The following is a 14,073-nucleotide window of genomic DNA, read 5'->3' on the forward strand; positions in this document are numbered from 1 at the left end:
CGGCAGGCCCCGCCCGGCAGACCACGCCCGGTACGGTCGGGGGATGGACCTCGACGCCCTCCCCTTCCCCGTCATCGACGGCCACAACGACCTGCCGTGGGAGCGTCGCGAGACGCACGGGTCCGGCGTCGAGGGCATCGACTCCGAGACCGACTCGCTGCACACCGACCTGCCGAAGCTCCGTGCCGGTGGGGTCGTCGGCCAGTTCTGGTCGGTGTTCGTCCCGGTCGAGGAGCCCGACCCGGTCCGGACGACGCTGCAGCAGATCGACCTCGCCCATCGCATGATCGAGCGCTACCCGGATGACCTGGCGCTCGCGCGGACCGCCGCCGAGGTGCGGGCGGCGATCGCCTCGGGCCGGATCGCCTCGCTGCTCGGCGCCGAGGGCGGGCACTCGATCGGTGACGACCTGGCCGTCCTCCGCGACTTCGCACGGCTCGGCGTCCGGTACATGACGCTGACGCACAACGACGACACCCCGTGGGCCGACTCGGCCACCGGTGCCCGGGCACACGGAGGCCTGACCGACCGCGGGCGCGAGGTCGTCGCCGAGATGGAACGGATCGGCATGCTCGTCGACCTGTCCCACACCGCACCCACCACGATGCGGGACACCCTCGACGTGGCCACCCGGCCGGTCGTGTTCAGCCACTCGTCGACGGTGGCGATCGACGACCACCCCCGGAACGTGCCGGACGACGTGCTCGCGCGCTTGGCCGACAACGGCGGTGTGGTGATGCTCACCTTCGTGCCCAAGTTCGTCTCCCGGGCCTGGGCCGACTGGGAGGAGTCCGGCGCCGCGGGCGAACCGCCCCTCGTCACGGTCTCCGACGTCGCAGACCACGTCGAGCACGCCCGCAGCGTCGCGGGTGCGGCACACATCGGCCTCGGCGGGGACTACGACGGCACGCCGGTGCTGCCGTCGGACCTGCGCGACGTCTCGCGGTACCCGGTGCTCGCCGAGGAGCTCCGCCGCCGCGGCTGGGGCGACGGTGATCTGCGGGCGCTGGCGGGCGGCAACGTGCTCCGCGTGCTCGAGGCCACCGACGACCGGTTCGCACGCACCGCCCACGTCCGCTGACCGGCGGTTCCCGGCGCACCCCCGAACTGGTGCCCCGTCGTCGCGCGCGCAGCACGTGGCACCAGGGATGTGCCCCGGGCCGGCTCGCTAAGATCAGGCCGCACACCGAGCCTCCTGGGATGGAGGCCCTGGGACCGACGTGAGGACGCAACGCATGACCGGCACCATCTACGACAACATCTCCCAGGCCTTCGGCAACACCCCGCTCGTGCGGCTGAACCGACTGCCCCAGGAGGGCGGGGCCGAGGTCCTCGCCAAGCTCGAGTTCTACAACCCGGGCGCCAGCGTCAAGGACCGTCTCGGCGTCGCGATCATCGACGCGGCCGAGGAGTCCGGTGACCTGGAGCCCGGCGGCACGATCGTCGAGGGTTCGTCGGGCAACACCGGCATCGCCCTCGCCCTCGTGGGTGCAGCCCGCGGGTACAAGGTCGTCATCACGATGCCCGAGACCATGAGCGTCGAGCGCCGGGCCGTCATGCGTGCGTACGGAGCGGAGATCGTCCTGACCCCGGGCTCCGAGGGCATGAAGGGCGCCGTGGAACGCGCCGGTCAGATCGTCGACGAGACCCCGGGCGCGATCCTCGCCCACCAGTTCGAGACGACCGCGAACGCGGCGATCCACCGTCGGACCACGGCGCAGGAGATCCTCCGCGACACCGAGGAGCACGTCGACGTGTTCGTCGCGGGTGTCGGGACCGGTGGCACCATCACCGGCGTCGGGCAGGTCCTCAAGGAGCGCGTCCCCGGTGTGCAGGTCATCGCCGTCGAACCGGCCGACTCGCCCCTCCTGACCAAGGACACGGCCGGTCCGCACAAGATCGCCGGCATCGGGGCGAACTTCATCCCCGAGGTCCTCGACCGTTCCGTGATCGACGAGGTCATCGACGTCGAGCTCGACGACGCCCTGCGGGTCGCCCGCGCGCTGGCCACGGAGGAGGGCATCCTCTCCGGCATCTCCTCGGGTGCCATCATCCACGCAGCCCTGCAGGTCGCGGCGCGGCCGGAGAACGCCGGCAAGCGTATCGTCGCGATCGTCTGCGACACGGGGGAGCGCTACCTCTCGACGGTGCTCTTCGAGGGGCTCTCTGCGTGACGACGGCTCCACGCCGCGGCGTGCTGCGGACGGTCCGGGAGGACCTCGCCGCCGCACGCCGCGGTGACCCCGCCGCGCGCGGGGACCTCGAGAACGCGATCGTCTACTCGGGGCTGCACGCGATCTGGGCGTACCGGGTCACGCACCGGCTCTGGATCGCGCAGGGCCTGCCCGGGTCGCGGACGGCGGCGCGGATCCTCGCGCAGGTCGCGCGGACCCTCACGGGCATCGAGATCCACCCCGGGGCCCGCATCGGTCGCCGGTTCTTCATCGACCACGGCTTCGGTGTCGTCATCGGCGAGACGGCGGTGGTCGGCGACGACGTCCTCGTGTTCCACGGTGTGACCCTGGGCGGTCGGGGTGGAGGCCCGGGGCCGGGTTCCAAGCGGCACCCGACGGTGGGCGATCGGGTCGTCCTGGGTGCCGGCTCCGCGCTGATCGGCGGCATCACGGTCGGTGACGACGCCGTCATCGGCGCGGGGACCGTCGTCACGAAGGACGTGCCGGCGAACTCGGTCGTGACCGGGATCGCCGGCACCGCACGTCCGCGGTCCGGGCACGAGGGCGTACCGGAGCTCTGAGGCCGAGCTCCCGGGCGTCCGGGGACTGCCGGGTCAGCTCTTCTCGCAGGCGATCCCGTCGGCGTCGCGGTCCATCTTCTTGTTCGCGTTGTAGAGGGCGTCGTCCTTCTTCACGGTGCCCTTGAGTGCGCGGTACGAGGTCTTGCCGCCGGAGGTCACCTTGTTCTGGGTGACGGACTTCTTGGCGATCCCGCCCGAGTACACCTTGTTGACGGCGGTGCAGTTGGCGTAGGCCTTCGGCGCGGCGGAGGCGCTCGTCGCGGTGCCGGCGACGCCGCCGACGGTGAGGGCGAGGGCGACGGCAGCGATGCCGAGGGTTCGAATGGTCGTCACGGGTTCCTCCTGGAGGTGCGTTCGCCGACCGTCGGGTACGTGCGGCACGACGAGGGTACTGCCGATCATTGAGGGAACTTCACCCCCACAACGAGGCAGGAACGGGCATCCTGGTGCGATGGACGGGACCACCCTGCACACGATCGTCGCGCGGACCGCGATGGCGCTGCCGGCCGTGACCGAGACGCAGCCGTTCGGCGAGGGGACCGACGTCTACAAGGTCGTGGACAAGATGTTCGCGATGAACGCGGAGCTCCGCGGTGTGGCGATCGTGAACCTCAAGTGCGCCCCACCCCACGGCGCCGCGCTGGTGCGGGACCACCCGGAGATCACTCCTGGGTGGCACATGGACAAGCGGCACTGGATCACGCTGTCGCCGGGGGAGGGGATCGACGAGCAGATGGTCGAGGACCTCGTCGCGAACGCCTGGGACCTCGTCGTCGCCGGCCTGCCGCGTGCCCGTCGCCCGTACGACCCGGGCCGTGGCGCCGGACCGGCCTGACGCGCGCCGGACTGCCGGGCCGGCGCGGAACCCGCCGGAACCCGCCTGGCCAGCGCGGAAACCACGGTCAGACGGCTGCGCGCCGGAGGGCGAGCTGGGCCTCCCGGACGACCTTCGGCGCCAGTCCGCCGCCCGAGGCGAGCACCGCCGTGGCCTGCTCCGCCGTGAGTCCGGCGGACATCTGCCCGATCGTGACCCCGTGCTCGGGGCGGTCCAGCACCGTCACCGCGTTGCCCGCGGCGACCACACCGGAGCGCCGGACCCGGAAGTACGCGCCGGGACGGCCCTCCTCGGCGAAGCGCTTGACCCACCTGTCGACCTGCATCCGGCGCGCGAAGGTGCCGCAGGGGGTCCGCGGGATCGTGACCTCGAGTTCCAGGGTGTCGCCGATGCGCAGGCGCTCCCCGATGACCAGGCCGGTGACGTCGATGCCCGTCGTCCGGAGGTTCTCGCCGAACAGCCCGGGCGGGATCGGCCGGTCCAGCTGTTCGGCGAAGTACGCGGCGTCCTCGTCCGCGTACACGTAGACGGCCTGGTCCTCGCCGCCGTGGTGCTTGCGGTCCGCCTGCACGTCCGCGTGCAGCCCGAGCGGGCGGACGCGGACCGGCCCGTCGACCGGGCGTTTGTCGATGGCGGTGATGCCGATCGTGCCGGAGTCGCGGAGCAGCTGTTCGACGCGGCAGACGGCGGTGACGACGGGCATGGGTCCACCCTGCCGTACGGCGGCCCCGCTGTGCACCTGGCAGCTCGACGCGCAGGCCGATCTGCGCCGTCAGCAGGACGAGGGGACCGTGCAACCGCGGCGACACCGAGCGGAACTCGTCGACGCTCGGATCGACCGGTCCCGGCATCGGCATCGGCACCGGGTCCGGCTCAGTACCAGTTGACCGCCTGCGAGTGCGACCACGCACTGCACGGGGTGCCGTAGGAGCCCTTGATGTACTGCAGGCCCCACGCGACCTGGGTGGCGGCGTTCGTCTGCCAGTCCGCCGCGATCGAGGCCATCTTCGAGCCGGGGAGTGCCTGCGGGATGCCGGTCGCGCCACCGTTCGCGTTGACCGCGCGGTAGTCCCAACCGGACTCCTTGGTCCACAGGCTGTCGAGGCACTGGAACTGGTCGGATCCCCAGCCGTACTGCGACGACGCCAGCGCGGCGGCTGCGGCCCGGGCGCCGGCGGGGGTGTTCACCCGAGCCTGGGCCTCGGCGGCTGCTCGCTCCGCCGCGGCCCGCTCGGCGGCGGCCTCCGCCGCTGCTGCCGCGTCCGCGGCACGCTTCGCGGCCGCCTCGCGTGCGGCGGCGGCCTGTGCGTCGGCGTGGTCCTGGTCGGCGCTCGCCTGGGCGACGTCCTGCGTGGTGTCGACGGTCGACGCGATCCGTTCGGTCAGCGCCGAGCCGGAGAGCGAGGTGTAGTCGGACAGCGAGGCGATCCGGTGTTCGAGCCGGGAGGTGTCGGTCCCCGCGTTCGCGTCCCGGACGACCGTGCGCGCCGTCGAGATCGTGGCGGCGGCCTGGGCCCGGTCGAGGTCGGTGCCGGACAGGTGGGGCGTCGCGGTGGCGCTCGGGACACCGAGCGCCTCGCCGAGTGCGGGCTGCGTCATGGTGAGGGCGCCGCCGGCGATCGCGACGACCGCGGCGCTGCCGGCGATCAGGACGCCGTGCCGACGGAGGGTCCGGCGCATCCGGCGGGACGGGGTGTCGAGGGCTGCGCGGCGGGTGCCGGGAGCCGGGGTGCTCGTGCGGGGAGTGGTTCTCGTCATCGTTTCCGGGTGTCGGCCGGCTCGTGGTGCGGGTCCGTGCGGGCGTCGAGGCGTGGCGTGCGCACGGGCGGTGCGCACGCCGGTCACCGGTGCCCGTCGACCGTCGGGGGGACGATGAGGGCTCCGGAAGGGCAGGAGGGTGGGGGACCTGCTGTCAGCGCGTCGTCGCGTGGACCCGCGAGCCGGGGGAGGACCGGACGGTGATGTGGGGCCCGTCCGTTCCGCCTCCGGGCGGTGACGATCACGTCACTCGCGGGGGCGAAGCGGCAACGATGACCCGCGATCCTGGGCGCCCGGTCCGTGTCCACTCCCCGAACGGTCGGTCCACCGTCCGGTAACGGTTCAGTAACGGGCCGGTGGCGATCAGCGTGCGGGGCTGGCCTGGCTCGTCGGGCTCTGCGCGACCCGCTCGAGGGCGTCGAGTGCCTTCGCGATGGAGCCGACGTCATCGGGGGACAGCTCGGCGATGAGCCCGGCGACGATGCCGGTGCGCTGCGACCGGGCCGCGTCCATGGCGTCCATGCCCGCCTGGGTCGCGCTCACCATGAAGGCCCGACCGTCACGGGGGTCCGGGTCCCGGACGATGAACCCGCGCTGTTCGAGCTCGGTGAGGATCCGGGTCATCGTGGGCTTGGTGACGACCTCGATCCGCGACAGGTCGCCGGGGCGCAGGGGGCCGTGCTGCACGATCGACGCCAGGGCCGAGACGATGCCGTAGCCGAGCGAGGCCGAGTCGGTGCGTGCCCGCCGGTTGATCCGGCCGACGGCCGCGGCGAGGCGTGCGGCGACCTCGGTGCGGTCCGGGTCGAGGTCGGTCATGGTCGCTCCGCGGGTGTCGTTCGGGTGGTGAGCATGATCGTAGCGGTCGGGGAACACGCGTCGAACGGGGGACACGGCTGTGGTCTCGGCCGACGGCGCCCGATGCCCGGCACGCCGCCCGCCCGCCGCGACCGACCGACGGCGATCAGATCCTGTACGGACGCTCAGGACATCCCGCGGGTCCGGGTCATCGCTTCGCTCCCGGGAGCAGGTGGATCGCCTCCGTCGCCAGTTCCGCCGCGACGTTGTCGCCGTCCGCGGTTGCCGCCCGCAGGCGTCGGAAGTCCGCGGTCATCTGGTCCCAGTCGAGGAGCTCGTCCAGGTTCGGCAGGCGCAGTCGGAACGCCAGGCCGTCCATCGTGTCCTGGCAGACCCGCCGCAGGTTCTCGTTGCCGCACTCGGCGACAAACAGGGCGAACACCCCGAGCGCGTCGCGGTTCACGGCCGGGACGTCGTGCGCCTCGAGCTCGGAGATGGTCTTGTCGAGCGCGCCGAGGATCCGCTTGCGTGTCGCGGTGCCGAGTCGGGGGACCGCCAGACGGACGACGCCCCCGAAGAGCACGCCGAGGGTCTGCATGGCCTCGATCACCTCGGCCGGGTCCGGGGTCGTCACCCGCGTGTACCGGTTCGGTGCCATCTCGATGAGTCCGGCGCGCGCGAGTTGGCTGAGTGCCTCGCGGATGGGTGTCCGCGAGACCCCGAGCCAGGCGATGAGCTCGTCGTCGTTCAGGCGTTCCCCGGGCTCGAGCGTGCCGTCCATGATCGCCTCGTGGATCTTCTGGCGGACGGTGTCGCGGAGCAGCTTGTGCTCGGTCGGGGCGCTGCTGGGGACCGGCATGGGAGGCCTTCCGGGTTCAGGACGGGTGCCCGCCCACCGTACCTGATGTGGTACCGGACGGTTGCCGGGCCGAGCGCGCTCGGAGCCGGTGGGCCCAGCGGCCCGTGCGCTCCGACGCCCCGTGGGGTCAGAGCCCGAGCAGGCGGAGCGTCTCCGGGTCCTCGGCCCCGTCGAACCACCGGTCGAGCACGGCGGTGAACGGCGTCGGGTCGTCGGCCACCCGGGCGAAGAGCGTCATCGACGAGCGGGCCTTCACCGCGTCGATCCCGCCGAACAGCTCCTCGGCCGAGGTCGCGGGCGCGTCGAGCACGGTCGCCGCGACCGTGCGCAGCCGCGGTCCGAGCACCGGGTGCGCCAGGTACGCGCGCGCCTCGGCCAGTCCCGACACCGCGTACCGCTGCGCGGTCGCACTCCGTCCGAGCCCGGCGACCTGCGGCATGACGAACCACATCCAGTGGGAGCGCTTCCGCCCCGCCGCGAGCTCGGCCAGGGCGGTGTCGTGGACTCCCTGCTGCGCGGTCACGAACCGGTCGAGACCGTACGGGTCACGTGCTGCGTCGTTCACCGGACCACGTCCCCCCACGCGTACCGGACCGTGGTGCCGTCCACCACGAGGAGCGAGTCGGGCTCGCGGTCGAACAGTCCGGGCAGCCCCACCGCATCGGGGAGGTCACCCTCCAGGCGCTCCAGTCGGGCCGACCGCACCGTGAGGGGCGCGTGCTGCCGCTGCCAGAACAGCGTCTGGGCGAGCAGCCGCGCGTGGATGCCGGCGCGGGTCGTGAGGTCCGCCGCCAGGGCCGAGCGGTCGACCTCGCCGGCCACGACGCGGACCGAGGCGGCATGGCGTGGGCCGGTCGTGCCTCCCGTCCGACGGGCCTGGCGGACCGCGCGGATCGGGTGCCGGACCCGGTCCGGGTGGCGGACCGACCGGTGGCCGAGGGTCTCGCCACGGCGACGGGAGCGCGCCCAGGCGAACGTGTAGGGGACGCCGAGCAGTGCGTGCGCGGCGACGATCGCGGGCACGTTCGGGGTGTCCACGGTCAGGTAGGCGATGCCGCGTCGGCCGACGTCGTCGACGGTGAGGACCTCGACCGTGACCTCCGTCATCGAGCCCAGGCGGGTCGACGGCGGGAACGGCGGCACCTGCGTCTCGCGGAAGACGTACGAGACGAGGCCCACCCAGGCGCTGCCGTCCACGATGTCCGGTCGCGTGCCCCGGGGGACGAGGCGGGCCAGCGTCTCCGGCTCGCACCGCCAGTGCGCGAAGACGATGTCGTCCCAGGCGTGCACCGTCACCGCCCGGTGTCGGAGCGCGACCGCGGCGCGGCTGCGCAGATCGGCGTCGCCCGCCCCGAGGCCGGCCGGTGGCTCCTGGCCGTCGTCGGTCACCGGCGTGGGGTGTGCCGGGCGACGCGGACCGCCGACGCGACGAGCGGTGCCTGCAGCGGCAGCCGGAGGACCGCGATCAGGCGTGCCGCCCGGGAGGCCCGTGGGTGCTCCAGCAGGTCGCTCGCCATCTTCAGGTTGGCGGGGAACACCGCGAGGAAGAGGGCGGCCGCCGCCCAGCCCGCGCGTCGCCGGGTCTCGGGGACGAGGAGACCGGCGGCGATGCCGAGCTCGGCGAGACCCGAGACGAGCGTCGTGGTCCGGGGCGGCAGGGCCTCCGGGACGATCCGGTCGTAGCCTCGGGGACGGAGGAAGTGGGTCACCCCGGCGCCGCCCAGGAGGAGGGCGAGGACACCGGCGGTCCTCCTGGCACGTCGTGCGCGTTCGGTCCGGCGTCGCATCGCCCCATCGTGCCCGACCGCACACCGTCCACGCCCAGGTCCGGTCCAGGGGAGCGCGGGCGCGTTCAGGTCAGCGCGGTCGCGACCAGGTCGAGCACCGCCGTGGCCACCTCGGCCTTCGTGCCCGAGGTCTCGCGGACGACCGCGCCCCCGGGGACGAGCACCTCGATGGCGTTCTCCTCGCGCTCGAACCCGTGCGACCACCCGACGTGGTTCACGACGAGCAGGTCGGCCGGCTTCCGGGCGATCTTGGCACGGCCGAGTTCGAGGCGCGCCTCGCGGTCGGGTTCGGTCTCCGCCGCGAAGCCCACGATCACCTGCCCGACCCGGCGTGCGGCGACGAGTTCGGCGAGGACGTCGGGGTTCTTCACCAGCTCGAGGGTCATCCGGTCGCCCTGCTGCTCCTTCTTGAGCTTCGACTCGAGCACCTCGGCCGGTCGGTAGTCGGCGACCGCCGCGGTCATCACCAGGACGTCCGCCTCCGGTGCTTCGGCGTGCATGGCGGCGGCGAGCTCCTGCGCGGACCCGACCCGGACGATGCGGACCGGCAACCCCTCGGTGAGGCCGGGATCGGTGTTCGCGGCGACGAGGGTGACGTCGGCACCGCGGCGGGCGGCCTCGGCGGCGAGCGCCACCCCTTGCCGGCCGCTCGACCGGTTGCCGACGAAGCGGACCGGGTCGAGGGGCTCGCGGGTGCCACCGGCGCTGACGACGACACGGACGCCGGCCAGGTCGCCCTGCTCGCCCCGGGCGCCGGTGTGGAGGCTCGGTGCGGCGTCGAGCGAGCCGCTGCGGTCCGCCGCTTCGGCGGCATCGAGCACCGCGAGTGCCGCGACGACGATGTCCTCCGGCTCGGACATCCGACCGATGCCGGCGTCGTCCCCGGTGAGCGCGCCGACGACCGGCCCGACGACGTGCACGCCGCGGGCCCGGAGCGTGGCGAGGTTCGCCCGGGTCGCGGGGTGCTCCCACATCTGCGGGTGCATGGCGGGGGCGACGACGACGGGGGCTTCGGTGGCCAGCAGGGTGGTGCCGAGCAGGTCGCCGGCGAGCCCGGCGGCCATCTTGGCCAGGCTGTCGGCGGTGGCGGGCGCGATCACGACGAGGTCGGCGCGACGGCCGAGCGCGACGTGTCGGACCTCGGCGACGTCGTCCCAGACGCTGGTCGAGACGGGGTTGCGGCTGAGGGCCTCCAGGGTGGGCAGGCCGACGAACCGCAGCGCGCCCTCGGTGGGGACGACGTGCACGTCGTGGCCGCGCTTGACCAGGTCGCGGACGACGCCGACGGCCTTGTAGGCGGCGATCCCGCCGGTGATGCCGACGACGACGGTGCGGGGACGGGCGGGCTGCGTGGCTGCGTCGTTCACAGCGCTCACGCTACCCGGGCGGCTCCGCAGGCCGCCGGGTCGGTTCCCGGAGTGCGGGTGGCAGGATCGGCCCCATGTGCACCGTCGTCGTCCGTGTCGATCCCGGCGCGGCGTGGCCCGTGACCGTCCTGGCGCTCCGGGACGAGTCCCCGGACCGGCCGTGGGACCCGCCGGCCGCGTGGTGGCCGGACCGTGACACCGGCGTCGTCGGCGTCCGGGACCAGCAGGCGGGGGGCGCGTGGCTGGCCGCCTCGGACCGCAACGGCCTGGCCGTGGTGCTCAACCGGTGGGAGTCGACCCCGGGCGTCGACGGCACCTGGACCACCCGGGGGACCCTGCCGCTGGACGCGGTCGTGGACGGAGTCGTCCCGGGCGCGGACGGTGTTCTGCCGACGAGCCGCGCCTTCAACCTGGTCCGCGCCACCGCCGACGGCGCCGAGGTCGTCACCTGGGACGGCATCGCCGTCCGGACGACGGCGCTCGGACCGGGCGTGCACATGGTCACGCACGGGGAGCCGGACGATCCGGCCGCACCCCGGATCGGGCGGTGGCTCGACGCCTTCCGCGCGGTGCCCGCTCCGACCGGGCCGCCGGCCGCCGAACCCGCCGACGAACTGCGCACCACGCCGGACGACGGGTGGGCGCCGTGGTTCGGGGTGCTCGCCGGGTCCACCGCGCTGGCACCGGACGACCGGGACGCGATCCTCCGGGACAGCGTCGAGCCGGAGGGGCACTTCGCGACGCTCTCGATCGTGGCCGCGGCGGTCGGACCCGGGCGGACGGTGCTCCGGCACACCAGGCTCGCGGAGCCGGGGGAGTTGCGGCTCGACACCGCCCACTGACAAGGGGGTCGCGGGGCGGGGGCGGGTCGGGCCTCCCGGCTGGGCCGGCGCGTGCCGACCGGTCGGGAGGCCCGCTCGTGTCAGTCCGGCAGGCGCGTGCCGGTGAGGTCCTCGGCCACGGCCCACAGGGACCGGGCGAGGTCGACGCCACGGGCTGAGCGGGGCACCGAGGCGAGGGTGGTCGGCCCGGTCAGACCGAACGCCCCGGCCGGCCCGTAGTAGGCCCCGGAGGCGGCGTTCCGCCCGACGGCCGCGTACAGCAGGGGCTCGGAGCCCTGCTCGACGTCCTGTGTGAACGGCAGCGCCCGGTCGCTCGACTGCACGGGGCGGTCGCGGCCGAGCGACCGACCCGCCGACTGCAGGTTCGTCCGGGTGTAGCCGGGGTGCGCGATGGTCGAGGACAGGTGCCAGTCGCGGGTGACCGCCACCTGGTGCAGGTGCAGTCCGAGGAGCAGGTCGGCGAGCTTCGACTGGGCGTAGGCGAGCCACGGCTGGTAGCCGGTCTGCCACTGCAGGTCGCCGAAGTGGATCTTGCCCGGCACCGCGGCGATGCTCGACATCGTCGCGACCCGGGGGGCTCCGGCACGCAGCAGGGTGGGCAGCAGCAGGTTCGTCAGCGCGAACGGGCCGAGGTAGTTCGTCCCGAACTGCAGCTCGAAGCCGTCCGCGGTCTCGAAGCGCTCCCGGGGTGCCATCACGCCGGCGTTGTTGACGAGCACGTCGAGCGGACGGTCGTCGGCGATGATCCCGTCGGCGAAGCGGTGCACGCTCGACATGTCGGCGAGGTCGAGTTCGCGGACCTCGAGGTCGGCGTCGGGGTGCTCGCTCCGGATCTCGGCGGCGGCGGCTTCGCCCTTGGAGGCCGTGCGGACGGCGAGGACGACGCTCGCGCCGGCTCCTGCGAGCCTGCGGGCGGTCTCCTTGCCGGTGCCGCTGTTCGACCCGGTGACGACGATGCGTCGGCCGGTCTGGTCGGGGAGGTTCGCGGGCTGCACCATGCGTCGGACCGTACACAGCCGTGCTGGGGGTGCGGGGGCGGGCGGATCGTGCTAGTTTTCATGCGTTCGCATTGATCGACTGCGAGATCCGGGAGGGTCCCATGAGCAACGCCTTCGGCACCGACCGACCCTCGGACGTGCCGCCCCCGGCACCGGACCGCATCGGCCCCGTGCAGCTCGGCCTCGACACCTTCGGCGACGTCACCGAGTCCGCGGACGGGGGCGTGCAGACCCACGCCCAGACCCTCCGCGACCTGCTCGACGAAGCCGTCCTCGCCGACCAGGTCGGCATCGACTTCATCGGCGTCGGGGAGCACCACCGCGCCGACTACTCCGTGAGCGCCCCCGAGGTCGTCCTCGCCGCGATCGCCGCCCGCACCGAGCGCATCCGACTCGGCAGCGCCGTCACGGTGCTCTCCTCCGACGACCCGGTCCGCGTGTACGAGCGCTTCGCCACCGTCGACGCGATCTCGGACGGGCGCGCCGAGGTCATCCTGGGCCGCGGGTCCTTCACCGAGTCCTTCCCGCTGTTCGGCTTCGACCTGCACGACTACGAGGTGCTGTTCGAGGAGAAGCTCCAACTCTGGAGCGCCCTCCGCGGGGGCGACACCGTCACCTGGCAGGGCACCAAGCGTGCCTCGCTCGTCGAGCAGGACGTCTTCCCGAAGCTCGAGCACGGCCCGATCCCGACCTGGATCGGCGTCGGCGGCTCCCCACAGTCGGTGATCCGGGCGGCGTCCTACGGCATGCCGCTGTTCCTCGCGATCATCGGCGGGCAGCCCGCGCAGTTCGCCCCCTTCGCGCGGCTCTACCGCCAGGCGCTCGACCAGCTCGAACTCCCGCAGCAGCCGATCGCCATGCACTCGCCGGGCTTCATCGCCGAGACCGACGAGGAAGCGGCCGAGCGCTACTGGCCCTTCCACAAGGCCGTCACCGACCAGCTGGGTCGGGAGCGCGGCTGGCCGCCGCTCGACCAGGCCGGCTACCGCGCCGGGCTGTCCGCCGGCGGGTCGCTGTACGTCGGGTCCCCGGAGACCGTCGCGCGGAAGATCGCGCGCAACATGCGGATCCTCGGCGTCTCGCGTTTCGACATGCGGTACGCCACCGGACGCCTCCCGCACGCCGACATGATGCGGTCGATCGAGCTCTACGGCACACGTGTCGCGCCGCGGGTCCGCGAGCTGCTGGCCGAGCCGGTCCCGGTGCCCTGAGCGCGCCTCCCGTCCGGCCCGGCCTGCCGATGCCACCGGTGTCTCGCATCCGTCCGCCTGTCTGCGTCCGCACGGCCGGGAGGCCCGGGGTGCGCCCGCCCGGTGGCTCCCGGGACGACGCGGGTAGCGTCGGGCGCATGTCGCCGAGCAGCAACGAGACCACCGAACGACGGTTCCGCGGGCGGATCCTCGGCGCCGGGAGCACCTCCGGCGTCCGGTTCGTGGTCGGCATGTGGGAGTCGTCACCGTTCGGCGCCTTCACCGACGTCTTCGTGGAGCTGCCCGACGGCTCGAGCGTCCTGCTGGCCCCGGACGAGATCGTCGCCGCCTACGTCTCCGGCACGTACCGCTTCGACGCCGTGTCCGTGGTCGACATCGACGCCCGCCGCACCGACCGCGGCCTGGAGCTCGACGCCGGCCCGCTCATCGCCTCGGTCGACGTCGGCGCGATCTCCCCGCTCGGCAGGGTCCTGCGGATCGTCCCGAAGCGCATCGCCCGCGACCCCCGCTGGCTCACCGTGATCGACCCGGTCGCGAAGCTCGTCGCTCCGGGGGCCGGGACCGCCGGCACCGCGGGCAACGGCCGGCGCGAGTACTACGGCGTCACCGGGGCACACGACGTCGTCGGCGTCCGCGGCACCTGGGCGGGGGAGGCGCTCGGCGACCTCGCGCCGCTCGACCCGCCCGTGCGGTTCGGGTTCGCCTCACTGCCGCGGATCCCACAGGTCGTCGACGTCGAGACCACGATCCGCGAACGCGCCTGAGGCACGGGACGGGCCCCTCGCGCGCGTCCAGTGAACGGGGGCACACTGGTCGGAACGGTTCGCGCCCGACGCCCGGCTGACGTGTCAGCGGGGACGGGG

At 73.7% G+C, this 14,073-nt stretch carries 17 protein-coding genes; 7 read left to right on the forward strand and 10 right to left on the reverse strand.

Annotated elements, in window-relative coordinates; genetic code table 11:
* The first annotated feature begins 43 nt into the window (after nucleotides 1–43).
* The 3 genes from DEJ33_RS10955 to epsC all read left to right on the forward strand — a co-directional run bounded on the left by DEJ33_RS10955 (nucleotide 44) and on the right by epsC (nucleotide 2,755).
* Nucleotides 44–1,081 carry a dipeptidase gene (locus DEJ33_RS10955; protein WP_111194965.1) on the forward strand — a complete coding sequence of 346 codons (1,038 nt, stop codon included), beginning with the start codon at nucleotides 44–46 and terminating at the stop codon, nucleotides 1,079–1,081.
* Between the two features lie 154 nt (nucleotides 1,082–1,235).
* On the forward strand, nucleotides 1,236–2,174 hold the full coding sequence (cysK, locus tag DEJ33_RS10960) for a cysteine synthase A (RefSeq protein ID WP_111194966.1): 939 nt from the start codon (nucleotides 1,236–1,238) through the stop codon (nucleotides 2,172–2,174).
* Nucleotides 2,171–2,755: a serine O-acetyltransferase EpsC gene (gene epsC, locus DEJ33_RS10965; RefSeq protein WP_258374654.1), complete on the forward strand. Its 585-nt coding sequence runs from the start codon at nucleotides 2,171–2,173 to the stop codon at nucleotides 2,753–2,755. Before cysK ends, epsC begins: the two co-directional genes overlap by 4 nt.
* A 33-nt stretch (nucleotides 2,756–2,788) precedes the next feature.
* On the opposite strand, the gene DEJ33_RS10970 is transcribed toward epsC, so the two are convergent.
* Nucleotides 2,789–3,088, reverse strand: coding sequence for an excalibur calcium-binding domain-containing protein (locus DEJ33_RS10970; RefSeq protein WP_258374814.1), 300 nt, complete (start codon nucleotides 3,086–3,088; stop codon nucleotides 2,789–2,791).
* 118 nt (nucleotides 3,089–3,206) lie between these two features.
* Between DEJ33_RS10970 and DEJ33_RS10975 the strand changes: the two genes are divergently transcribed.
* Nucleotides 3,207–3,590 (forward strand): MmcQ/YjbR family DNA-binding protein, encoded by a 384-nt coding sequence (locus tag DEJ33_RS10975; RefSeq protein WP_110902547.1) that lies wholly within the window; start codon nucleotides 3,207–3,209, stop codon nucleotides 3,588–3,590.
* A gap of 67 nt (nucleotides 3,591–3,657) precedes the next feature.
* Here the strand turns inward: DEJ33_RS10975 and DEJ33_RS10980 are convergent, their stop codons facing one another.
* From DEJ33_RS10980 to DEJ33_RS11015, 8 genes are all read right to left on the reverse strand, one after another.
* On the reverse strand, nucleotides 3,658–4,293 hold the full coding sequence (locus tag DEJ33_RS10980; protein ID WP_111194968.1) for an MOSC domain-containing protein: 636 nt from the start codon (nucleotides 4,291–4,293) through the stop codon (nucleotides 3,658–3,660).
* 170 nt (nucleotides 4,294–4,463) lie between these two features.
* Nucleotides 4,464–5,348, reverse strand: a complete 885-nt coding sequence (locus tag DEJ33_RS17265) for a phospholipase (RefSeq protein ID WP_181437294.1) — start codon at nucleotides 5,346–5,348, stop codon at nucleotides 4,464–4,466.
* A 363-nt stretch (nucleotides 5,349–5,711) separates the two neighbouring features.
* Nucleotides 5,712–6,167 carry a MarR family winged helix-turn-helix transcriptional regulator gene (locus DEJ33_RS10990; RefSeq protein WP_111194969.1) on the reverse strand — a complete coding sequence of 152 codons (456 nt, stop codon included), beginning with the start codon at nucleotides 6,165–6,167 and terminating at the stop codon, nucleotides 5,712–5,714.
* Between the two features lie 187 nt (nucleotides 6,168–6,354).
* A complete protein-coding gene (locus DEJ33_RS10995) occupies nucleotides 6,355–7,005 on the reverse strand; it encodes a GntR family transcriptional regulator (protein WP_111194970.1) in 651 nt (216 codons plus the stop codon).
* Nucleotides 7,006–7,132: 127 nt separating this feature from the next.
* Complete coding sequence (locus DEJ33_RS11000; RefSeq protein ID WP_111194971.1) at nucleotides 7,133–7,570, reverse strand: DUF1810 domain-containing protein; 438 nt, start codon at nucleotides 7,568–7,570, stop codon at nucleotides 7,133–7,135.
* Nucleotides 7,567–8,394: a DUF2071 domain-containing protein gene (locus DEJ33_RS11005; protein WP_111194972.1), complete on the reverse strand. Its 828-nt coding sequence runs from the start codon at nucleotides 8,392–8,394 to the stop codon at nucleotides 7,567–7,569. Before DEJ33_RS11005 ends, DEJ33_RS11000 begins: the two co-directional genes overlap by 4 nt.
* Nucleotides 8,391–8,792, reverse strand: coding sequence for a hypothetical protein (locus DEJ33_RS11010; RefSeq protein ID WP_111194973.1), 402 nt, complete (start codon nucleotides 8,790–8,792; stop codon nucleotides 8,391–8,393). Before DEJ33_RS11010 ends, DEJ33_RS11005 begins: the two co-directional genes overlap by 4 nt.
* 65 nt (nucleotides 8,793–8,857) lie before the next feature.
* Complete coding sequence (locus DEJ33_RS11015; protein ID WP_111194990.1) at nucleotides 8,858–10,159, reverse strand: phosphopantothenate--cysteine ligase family flavoprotein; 1,302 nt, start codon at nucleotides 10,157–10,159, stop codon at nucleotides 8,858–8,860.
* A 74-nt stretch (nucleotides 10,160–10,233) separates the two neighbouring features.
* Between DEJ33_RS11015 and DEJ33_RS11020 the strand changes: the two genes are divergently transcribed.
* Entirely contained in the window at nucleotides 10,234–11,001 is a 768-nt protein-coding gene (locus tag DEJ33_RS11020; RefSeq protein ID WP_111194974.1) for an NRDE family protein, read from the forward strand.
* 80 nt (nucleotides 11,002–11,081) lie between these two features.
* Here DEJ33_RS11020 and DEJ33_RS11025 read toward each other — a convergent pair whose 3' ends face one another.
* Nucleotides 11,082–11,999, reverse strand: a complete 918-nt coding sequence (locus DEJ33_RS11025; protein ID WP_111194975.1) for an SDR family oxidoreductase — start codon at nucleotides 11,997–11,999, stop codon at nucleotides 11,082–11,084.
* 101 nt (nucleotides 12,000–12,100) lie between these two features.
* Between DEJ33_RS11025 and DEJ33_RS11030 the strand changes: the two genes are divergently transcribed.
* Nucleotides 12,101–13,210, forward strand: coding sequence for an LLM class flavin-dependent oxidoreductase (locus DEJ33_RS11030; RefSeq protein ID WP_111079324.1), 1,110 nt, complete (start codon nucleotides 12,101–12,103; stop codon nucleotides 13,208–13,210).
* A gap of 137 nt (nucleotides 13,211–13,347) precedes the next feature.
* A complete protein-coding gene (locus tag DEJ33_RS11035; RefSeq protein WP_111194976.1) occupies nucleotides 13,348–13,974 on the forward strand; it encodes a hypothetical protein in 627 nt (208 codons plus the stop codon).
* Nucleotides 13,975–14,073: the final 99 nt, after the last annotated feature.

Source organism: Curtobacterium sp. MCPF17_047, assembly GCF_003234045.1.
Lineage (GTDB): Bacteria > Actinomycetota > Actinomycetes > Actinomycetales > Microbacteriaceae > Curtobacterium.

Excerpts from the sequence above, each read along its gene's own strand:
- DEJ33_RS10975 (WP_110902547.1), top strand. The coding sequence starts at position 3,207 with ATGGACGGGACCACCCTGCACACGATCGTCGCGCGGACCGCGATGGCG.
- DEJ33_RS10995 (WP_111194970.1), bottom strand. The coding sequence starts at position 7,005 with ATGCCGGTCCCCAGCAGCGCCCCGACCGAGCACAAGCTGCTCCGCGAC.
- DEJ33_RS11010 (WP_111194973.1), bottom strand. The coding sequence starts at position 8,792 with ATGCGACGCCGGACCGAACGCGCACGACGTGCCAGGAGGACCGCCGGT.
- DEJ33_RS11035 (WP_111194976.1), top strand. The coding sequence starts at position 13,348 with ATGTCGCCGAGCAGCAACGAGACCACCGAACGACGGTTCCGCGGGCGG.
- cysK (WP_111194966.1), top strand. The coding sequence starts at position 1,236 with ATGACCGGCACCATCTACGACAACATCTCCCAGGCCTTCGGCAACACC.
- DEJ33_RS17265 (WP_181437294.1), bottom strand. The coding sequence starts at position 5,348 with ATGACGAGAACCACTCCCCGCACGAGCACCCCGGCTCCCGGCACCCGC.
- DEJ33_RS11020 (WP_111194974.1), top strand. The coding sequence starts at position 10,234 with ATGTGCACCGTCGTCGTCCGTGTCGATCCCGGCGCGGCGTGGCCCGTG.
- DEJ33_RS10990 (WP_111194969.1), bottom strand. The coding sequence starts at position 6,167 with ATGACCGACCTCGACCCGGACCGCACCGAGGTCGCCGCACGCCTCGCC.
- DEJ33_RS11030 (WP_111079324.1), top strand. The coding sequence starts at position 12,101 with ATGAGCAACGCCTTCGGCACCGACCGACCCTCGGACGTGCCGCCCCCG.
- DEJ33_RS10980 (WP_111194968.1), bottom strand. The coding sequence starts at position 4,293 with ATGCCCGTCGTCACCGCCGTCTGCCGCGTCGAACAGCTGCTCCGCGAC.
- DEJ33_RS11025 (WP_111194975.1), bottom strand. The coding sequence starts at position 11,999 with ATGGTGCAGCCCGCGAACCTCCCCGACCAGACCGGCCGACGCATCGTC.
- DEJ33_RS10955 (WP_111194965.1), top strand. The coding sequence starts at position 44 with ATGGACCTCGACGCCCTCCCCTTCCCCGTCATCGACGGCCACAACGAC.